7 protein-coding genes and 1 pseudogene are annotated in these 7574 nt (G+C 74.2%); 6 read left to right on the top strand and 2 right to left on the bottom strand.

Annotated elements, in window-relative coordinates; translation table 11 throughout:
* Positions 1–256: 256 nt before the first annotated feature.
* Positions 257–1375: an NDMA-dependent alcohol dehydrogenase gene (locus BUE41_RS15935; RefSeq protein WP_073457885.1), complete on the bottom strand. Its 1119-nt coding sequence runs from the start codon at positions 1373–1375 to the stop codon at positions 257–259.
* A gap of 50 nt (positions 1376–1425) precedes the next feature.
* Here BUE41_RS15935 and BUE41_RS15930 point away from each other — a divergent pair, with 50 nt between their 5' ends.
* Together BUE41_RS15930 and BUE41_RS15925 are read left to right on the top strand one after the other, a co-directional pair.
* Entirely contained in the window at positions 1426–2547 is a 1122-nt protein-coding gene (locus BUE41_RS15930; protein WP_073457916.1) for a methyltransferase domain-containing protein, read from the top strand.
* Between the two features lie 445 nt (positions 2548–2992).
* Positions 2993–4408: a carboxyl transferase domain-containing protein gene (locus BUE41_RS15925; RefSeq protein WP_073457915.1), complete on the top strand. Its 1416-nt coding sequence runs from the start codon at positions 2993–2995 to the stop codon at positions 4406–4408.
* A 58-nt stretch (positions 4409–4466) separates the two neighbouring features.
* On the opposite strand, the gene BUE41_RS15920 is transcribed toward BUE41_RS15925, so the two are convergent.
* Positions 4467–5297: an AraC family transcriptional regulator gene (locus BUE41_RS15920; protein ID WP_073457884.1), complete on the bottom strand. Its 831-nt coding sequence runs from the start codon at positions 5295–5297 to the stop codon at positions 4467–4469.
* A 48-nt stretch (positions 5298–5345) separates the two neighbouring features.
* Between BUE41_RS15920 and BUE41_RS15915 the strand changes: the two genes are divergently transcribed.
* The 4 genes and pseudogenes from BUE41_RS15915 to BUE41_RS32920 all read left to right on the top strand — a co-directional run.
* On the top strand, positions 5346–5777 hold the full coding sequence (locus BUE41_RS15915) for a DUF2000 domain-containing protein (protein ID WP_073457883.1): 432 nt from the start codon (positions 5346–5348) through the stop codon (positions 5775–5777).
* Positions 5774–6181, top strand: coding sequence for an SDR family NAD(P)-dependent oxidoreductase (locus BUE41_RS31320; protein ID WP_073457882.1), 408 nt, complete (start codon positions 5774–5776; stop codon positions 6179–6181). Before BUE41_RS15915 ends, BUE41_RS31320 begins: the two co-directional genes overlap by 4 nt.
* Positions 6142–6360: a hypothetical protein gene (locus BUE41_RS32440; RefSeq protein ID WP_268794486.1), complete on the top strand. Its 219-nt coding sequence runs from the start codon at positions 6142–6144 to the stop codon at positions 6358–6360. Before BUE41_RS31320 ends, BUE41_RS32440 begins: the two co-directional genes overlap by 40 nt.
* Positions 6261–7196, top strand: a pseudogene (locus tag BUE41_RS32920) (SDR family oxidoreductase); the annotation flags it as partial. The gene BUE41_RS32440 and the pseudogene BUE41_RS32920, both read left to right, overlap by 100 nt.
* Between the last annotated feature and the right edge of the window lie 378 nt (positions 7197–7574).

The following is a 7574-nucleotide window of genomic DNA, read 5'->3' as shown; positions in this document are numbered from 1 at the left end:
GTCACCAGTGGTCAACACAGCCACCGTCTCACCCTCGTGCACCCCGGACAGCCTCAGCTGCTGCAGGCAGATCTCGTTGAACAGGCTCTGGTCCACACTCGCCTCCCGAGATAGTCCGAACCGAGATAGTCCGAACACTGACGATCTCAAGCGGAGGTGGCCGCCGTCAAGCCGATGCTCGTGACATCTTCGTGACGGACGGCCGCCCCGCGGACCGGTCGACCCCGCGGACCAGTCGACTCAGAAGTCGGTGAACTCAGTCGTAGACGATGACCCCGCGCAGGTTCCGCCCGGCGTGCATGTCCTCGAAGCCCTTGGCCACCTCGTCGAGCCTGTACCGGGTGGTGATCAGCTCCTCCAGCTTGAGCTGGCCCTGCTGCCACAGCCGCAGCTGCGCCGGGATGTCCGCGGTCGGGGCGGACGCGCCGAAGAGGGTCCCCTGCAGCCGCTTCTGGAACAGCACCAGCTCCATGAGCGGGATGTCGCCCTCGTGCGAGCGGACGTCACCGAGCCCGACGACCACGCACGTGCCGCCCTTGCGCACCGCACGCAGCGCGTCGCCGACGTGCTTGCCGCGCGTCACCCCGATCGCGACGATCGCGGAGTCGGCGCCCTGCCCGTTGGTCATCTCGCGAGCCAGCTCGGCGGCCTCGGCGAGCTCGGCGACCGCGTGGGTCGCGCCGAAGTTCGGCGCCACCTCGCGCTTGAACGGCACCGGGTCGACCGCGATCACGGCCGCAGCGCCGGCGTGCGCGGCACCCTGCACCGCGTTGATGCCGATGCCGCCGATGCCCAGCACGATGACGACGTCACCGGGCCGCACCTGCGCCGAGTTGACCGCGGCGCCCCAGCCGGTGCCCACCCCGCAGCCGGTGAGCGCGGCGACGTCCAGCGGGATCGACGGGTCGATCTTCACCGCTGACGCCGTGGAGACCGTCGTCACCTCGCAGAACGTGGAGAGCCCGCACATCTGCGCCACCGGCTGCCCGTCGAGCGAGAGCCGGTAGGACGTGGGATCGTCCCAGCGAGCACCCGTCGCGATCGAGGCGCCGAGGTCGCACAGGTTCTGCATGCCGCGCGCGCACCAGCGGCAGCGCCCGCAGGCCGGCAGGAAGGAGAACACGACGTGGTCACCCTCGGCGAACTCCGTGACACCCGGGCCGACCGCCTCGACGACGCCCGCACCCTCGTGCCCGCCCGCGAACGGCAGGCGCCCGGGCTTGATGTCGCCCTTGGCGTGGTGGTCGTCGGAGTGGCAGAGCCCCGTGGCCGCCATCCGCACCCGGATCTCGCCCGGCCGGGGGTCGTCGACCTCCAGCTCCACCACCTCGAAGGTGCCGGGCACCTCGCGCAGTACCGCGCCCCTGGTCAACATCGCGTCCTCCTCGTCGAGCCCACGTTCCGCAGTGGGTCCGCGTGATCAGCATGCCGGACTGGCGAGCCAGGGCGACCCGGCTCGTGGCCGATCTCATCGCACTCGGCGTGCTCGACGATCCACGCTGGGTGACGGCGTTCCGCGAAACCCCCCGACATCTGTTCGTGCCGCGCTGGCTCAGGCAGGAGGAGAACGGGTGCTGGCATCCGGTCGCGCACGACGATCCGGCCACCGCTGCCGAGTGGGCCGAGCGCACCTACACCGACGCGCCGCTCGTCACCGCCGTCGACGCGACGGGCGCTCCGATCTCGTCGAGCAGCCAGCCCTCGCTGATGGCGCAGATGCTCACCGCGCTCGACGTCACCGACGACGCCCGGGTGCTGGAGATCGGGATCGGCACCGGCTACAACGCTGCGCTGCTCTGCCACCGACTGCGCGACGAGCAGGTGCACAGCATCGACGTCGAACCGGCCCTGACCGAGATCGCCCGGGAGCGGCTCGCCGCGCTCGGGCACGCACCGCGGCTGGCCACCCGCGACGGCGTGACGGGCTGGCCGCAGCCCGGGCCGTACGACCGGATCGTCGCCACGTGCGCGGTGGCGCGGATCCCACCCGCGTGGGCCGAGCAGCTGCAGCCCGGCGGGCTGGTGCTCGCCGACCTGAAGATCGGGGCGGGCTCCGGCAACCTCGTGCTGCTGCGGGCCGGCCGGGACGGACTCCTCGGTCGCTTCCACCCGACATCGGTGGGGTTCATGCCGCTGCGCTCCCCCGCCGTCCCGGCGCGCCGCCCCGCCGCACCGCGCGGATCCGGCGAACCGCGACCACTCGATCCCGCAGCAGTCCCGCCGCTCAGCCCGGCGGAGACGTTCTTCGCCGCGCTCGGCCTTCCCGGCAACCACCTCTCCCACGACGTCCTGCTCGACCGGGTCCGGCACACGCCGTCGACGGATCGCTACGTCGCCGAGGACGGGTCGTGGGTGGAGATCGACCGAGGGGCCGACCACGCGCGCTGCGGCGGCGGTACGCCGCTGCTCGACCTGCTGCTCGACGCGCACGCCCGTTACGAGGGGCTGGGCCGTCCGGCGTGGGAGCGCTTCACGCTCACCGTCGCGCCGGACGGCACCCACACCGTCGCCCTCGACCAGCGGGCGGCCTGGACGCTGCCGCGGTGACCGGCCGTGTCCAGCCGACACCACCACCGTGGCCCCACGCCCGCAGCGGGCCCACCGCCGTGTCGGCCGGTTGGCCACCATCGGCGCACCGTTGGTGGGAACGGGCTGACGTCGACGATCGTGGCGGCGATGGCGAGCGCGGCAAACGTGATCACCTGGGCGGGCCAGCGGGACTTCGTACGACCTCAGCCCGAGCGAGGAGCGTGGCGGTGCCGCTCGGGATCGCTCAGCGTGCCGGGCCGCGGTCACCGGGCCCCGCCGGAGCCGTCGGCTTCGATCGCGACCTCCTCCAGCCGATGCCGCGGCAGCTCTGCGCCGTCGAGCACCACCAGGGGCACGACCGACGTCGAACGGCCGCGGCGCCGGCATCTCGCCCCGCAGGCGCTGACCAGCACGGGAACGGCATCCGCGCCGACGCTGAGTTCGGGGGCGTACCGTGGCCGCCGTGGCCCCGTCAGCGACCCGGCCCGGGCTGGACGCGCTGCTGGCCGAACTCTGCGACGGACCGCTGCAGAGCTGGGACGAGCCGCTCGCTCCTCCACCGGCGCACGCTGACACCGCCGAGTACCGGGCGGCGCTGCACGCGGCGCGGGAGCGGAGCGGCCACGATGAGTCGGTCCGCACCGGTGAGGCGCGGATCGGCGGGCACCGGGTCGCGATCGTCGCAGGCGACTTCGCGTTCCTCGCCGGCTCGATCGGCGTCCGCGCGGCCGACCGCATCCTCGCGGCGATCGAGCGGGCCACCGCGGCGCGGCTGCCGCTGCTGGGCATCACCGCGTCCGGCGGAACCCGCATGCAGGAAGGCACGCCGGCGTTCCTGCGCATGGCCGAGATCGCGGCGGCGCTCACCGAGCACCGGCGGGCGGGCCTGCCCTACCTCACCTACCTGCGGCATCCCACCACCGGGGGCGTGCTCGCGTCGTGGGGGTCGCTCGGGCACGTCACGTTCGCCGAGCCCGGGGCGCTGATCGGGTTCCTCGGGCCGAAGGTGTACGCGGCGCTGCACGGCGGGCCGTTCCCGCCCGGGGTGCAGACCGCCGAGAACCTGCACGCGCACGGCCTGGTCGACGCCGTCGTCACCCCGTCGACGTTGCGCGGTGCGGTGTGCAAGGTCCTGGACCTCGCGAGCGGCCCACGGCCGGCGCCGCTCCTGTCACCGGCGCCGGCCGGGCCCGCCCCGGACCCCTGGACCTGCGTCACCGTCACCCGCGACCCGGCCCGGCCGGGATTGCGGGCCGTGCTCGCCGCGGCCGACGACGTCCTGGAGCTGGCGCCCGCACCCGGCGCGCGCCTCGCGCTCACCCGGTTCGCCGGCACGCCGTGCGTGCTGATCGGACACGACCGCGGCGATCCCCGCCCGGCCGGGCCCGGCGCGCTGCGGCTGGTCCTGCGCGCCACCGAGCTCGCGACCGAGCTGGGGCTGCCGCTCGTCACCGTGATCGACACCGGTGGATCGGAGTTGTCGATCTCCGCCGAGGAGCAGGGCACCGCGCAGCACATCGCCCGGTGCCTCGCCGCGCTCACGTCGCTGCCGGTGCCGAGCGTGTCGGTGCTGCTCGGGCAGGGCGCAGGCGGGGCGGCGCTGGCGCTGCTGCCGGCCGACCGCGTCGTCGCCACCCGGCACTCGTGGATCGCGCCGATCCCGCCGGAGGGCGCCAGCGCGGTGCTGCACGGCACCGCCGACCACGCCGCCGAGCTGGCCGCCGCCCAGCACATCCGCGTCGCCGATCTCGGCCTCGCCGACGTCGTCGTGGAGGACACCGACCCCGGAGTGTTCCCGGTCCACGTGGCCGCGGCGATCGGCGCGCAGCTGCGCGCCGCACTCCACGCCCCCAGGAGCCGCCGCCTGCGACCGATCTGAAGGTCCGGCCCCGGGCCGCGTCGAGAACGAAGTCGTGGTGATCGAAAAGCCTTGTTGATCACCGCATCGTCGTTCTCGACGCAGCACCTCTGACCTCCCGGCCCCGCGCGAACGCTCCCGGCGGCACCCCGACGATGCGGGTGAAGTGCCGGGTGAGGTGGGACTGGTCGTAGAACCCCGCGGCGACGGCCGCCTCCCTCGCCGGCATGCCGTCGAGCAGCAGCCTACGGGCGTGGTCGACGCGCCGGCTCGTCAAGTACCGGTGCGGGGCCATCCCGAAGGTCGCGGTGAACGTGCGGACGAGGTGGGCCGGGTGGGCGTGCAGGATCGCCGCAGCCTCGGCCAACCCGATCCCCTCCACCTGGTGGGCGTCGAGCAGATCCCGCAGCCGGTGCGCGAGCGCCGCGCTCCCGGCGGGCGGGGAGGCAGGCGCGCGGGTGCCCAGGTGGCTGCGCAGCTGCTCCCCCACCAGCGCCAACCGGCTCTCCGCCGTGAACTCCTCCCCGCGCAGCGCGAGCGCCGCGTGCAGGTGCCCGATGGCCGCCCGCAGCGCCGGGTCGGCGATCACCGGCTGGTCGACGGCGTGGCCGATCAGCTGCTCCCCCACCACGGGTGGGTCCAGGTACACGACGCGCTTGCGGAACCCGGTGGGTGTGGCCGCTCGCCCGTTGTGCGGCACGTACGGCGGCAGCAGCGTCACGACGGAGTCCGCGGCGATGTGCGGATTCCGCTCCAGGTCGTAGCTGACCACCCCGCTGTCGACGATCAGCAGGGTCCACGCGGCGTGCGCGTGCATCGGGTACTCGTGGTCGGTGAACCGCGCGTGGAACACCTCGGACACCCCGGGGACGGGCGGGCGCCACGCACGGACCCGGGACCGCCCGGACATGCGAGGATCGTACAAGACCGCCGGCGGCCGGCCCGGTTCGATCGAGGCATGCACGACACCGCCGGACCCGTCCGATTCCCCACGAAGATCGCCGTCGTGGTGCGTTCCGACCTGCAGGTGTGGCAGCGGCTCAACATGACCGCCTTCCTGGCCAGCGGCGTCGCCCACGCTGTGCCCGAGCTGATCGGCGAGCCCTACGCCGACGCCGACGGCACGCCGTACCTGGCGATGTTCGGCCAGCCGGTGCTCGTGTTCGAGGCGAGCAAGGAGCAGCTCGTCGCCGCGCACCGCCGGGCCGTGGACCGCGGGCTGCCGATCGCCGTGTTCACCTCGGACCTGTTCAGCACGGGCAACGACCGGGACAACCGGGCCGCGGTCGCGGCCGTCCCGCGGGACCAACTGGATCTCGCCGGGATCGCCGTGCACGGGCCGCGCAACGCCGTCGACAAGGTCGTGAAGGGGGCGTGGATGCATCCGTGACCGGCTCCGCCGCGACCGAGGACGGGGCGCGGTTGGCGATCACCGACCGCAAGAAGGACGTGATCATCACCGGTGGCCGCGGTCGCATGCGGCTGGGCCCGATCGGCACGGTCGTCGCCAGCGCCGGCATCGCCCCGTACGGGGAGCTGCTCGACCTGGGCGTCGACCGGTGGCGGCGGATCCTCGACATCAACCTCACCGGCGCCTGCGCCGTGACGACGGAGTCTGCGCGGCGGATGGTGGAGGCCGGGATCCGCGGCGCCGTCTGCTGCATCCCCAGCGGCGCAGGTTCGCTCGGCCGGGTGGGCGCAGGCCGTACTGCGCGTCGAAGGCCGCTCTCAACGTGCTCGTGCGGGTGTTGGCCATGGAGCTGGGGCCGCACGGCATCCGCGTCAACGCCGTGACCCCGGGTTCATCGACGACGGCTACCGCGAGGGGCTCGGACAGTTCGCGTCGCCGTAGTAGGTCGCGGCCAACCGGCGCACTGTGCCACTCGACAAAGTCGGCACCGCGCAGGACGTCGCCGACACCGTCGCCTACCTGTGCTTGCCCGCTGCGACGTTCGCGTCGGGTGCGGTCCTGACGGTGGACGGCGGCAGCACCGCAGGCCGGTACGGCTTCGCCTGGGACGCGGCGGCCGGGACGATCCGGCGGTGGCCTCCGGGAACGTCGCCGCCACCACGAACACGCCGTCGTCGGCGGGATCGGCCGCCACCTGACCACCGACGGGCTGCACTCGGTCGGCGATGCCGTCGAGGCCGCGGCCCCGTCGACAGCGGGGCCGCGGCTGCGCGGGAGCGGGTTGCTGATCGTCAGGTGCAGCCGCGGGTGGTCCCACGCGAACCGGATCTGCACCGGGGCGCCCGGGGCGTGCCGCACGGCGTTGGTGAGCGACTCCTGCAGCACCCGGTTGACCGCCCGGTCGACCGGGAAGCGGCCCGCAGCCAGGAACGAGCCCGCATCGCCCAGGAGATCCACGACTCGGTCGGCCACCACGCGAGCCTGATCGCGGTCAGCGCGGCCGCGCTGTCGGCGTCCACCACCGACCCGGCGAGCAAGGAGTCCGCCGAGAAGATCCACGAGCTGGCGAAGTGCACCCTGTCCGAGCTGTGCTCCGCCCTCGGGCTGATCGACGTGGCCGCGGGCCGCCCGGGCAGCGACGCGGAGAGCACCGCGCTCGTCGCCGGTGCCCGGGTCGCGGGTGTGTGCGTCGACGTCGAGCAAGACGGGGAGCCGCTCGAGCTGCGCCCGGCGGTGGCGGCGAGGACGTCCTCGCGGGCGCGGCGCAGATCGGCCAGGCTCGCGGTGAGCTGCTCGCGGGTCGTCATGAGCAGGACCAGCAGCACGGGCGCGGCGGCCATCAGCGTCGTCAGGGTGGCCGTGAGGACCCAGCGCTGCCAGGGCAGCGACTCGGAGTAGGCGACCGAGGCGAACACGGCGAGTTCGGCCAGCCCGACCCACACGGCCAGATCGTGGCGGGCCGCCGGTTGCGCTGGCCCAGCGCGTAGAGCGCGACGGTGGCGGCCGGCCAGCCGAGCCCACCGGCGAGCGCGGGCAGCACCCCGACGACGGCGAGCTCGGGGCGCAGGTGTCGCAGCGGCAGCAGGCCGCACCCGATGAGCGCCGCGGAGAGCGACCAACCGTGCGGGGCCACCGCCCAGGCGGCGGCGAGCGCCGGCAGCCCACGGCGGCGGCCTCGCCGAGGACCCGCTGCAGCACGGCGGGCAGGCTGCGCCAGCGGCGTTCGAGCTCGGTCAGGCCCATCCCGGCTCCCAGCTGCGCGCGATCAGCGCCACC

This window comes from Pseudonocardia thermophila (genome assembly GCF_900142365.1).
Taxonomy (GTDB): domain Bacteria; phylum Actinomycetota; class Actinomycetes; order Mycobacteriales; family Pseudonocardiaceae; genus Pseudonocardia; species Pseudonocardia thermophila.
The sequence above is the reverse complement of the archived record's forward strand: the minus strand, read 5'-3'. Positions and strand labels throughout refer to the sequence as shown.

Bases quoted from the DNA above. Each gene is read 5' to 3' on its own strand.
- BUE41_RS15935 (WP_073457885.1), bottom strand. From the start codon at position 1,375: ATGTTGACCAGGGGCGCGGTACTGCGCGAGGTGCCCGGCACCTTCGAG.
- BUE41_RS15930 (WP_073457916.1), top strand. From the start codon at position 1,426: ATGCCGGACTGGCGAGCCAGGGCGACCCGGCTCGTGGCCGATCTCATC.
- BUE41_RS15920 (WP_073457884.1), bottom strand. From the start codon at position 5,297: ATGTCCGGGCGGTCCCGGGTCCGTGCGTGGCGCCCGCCCGTCCCCGGG.
- BUE41_RS15915 (WP_073457883.1), top strand. From the start codon at position 5,346: ATGCACGACACCGCCGGACCCGTCCGATTCCCCACGAAGATCGCCGTC.
- BUE41_RS32440 (WP_268794486.1), top strand. From the start codon at position 6,142: ATGGAGCTGGGGCCGCACGGCATCCGCGTCAACGCCGTGACCCCGGGT.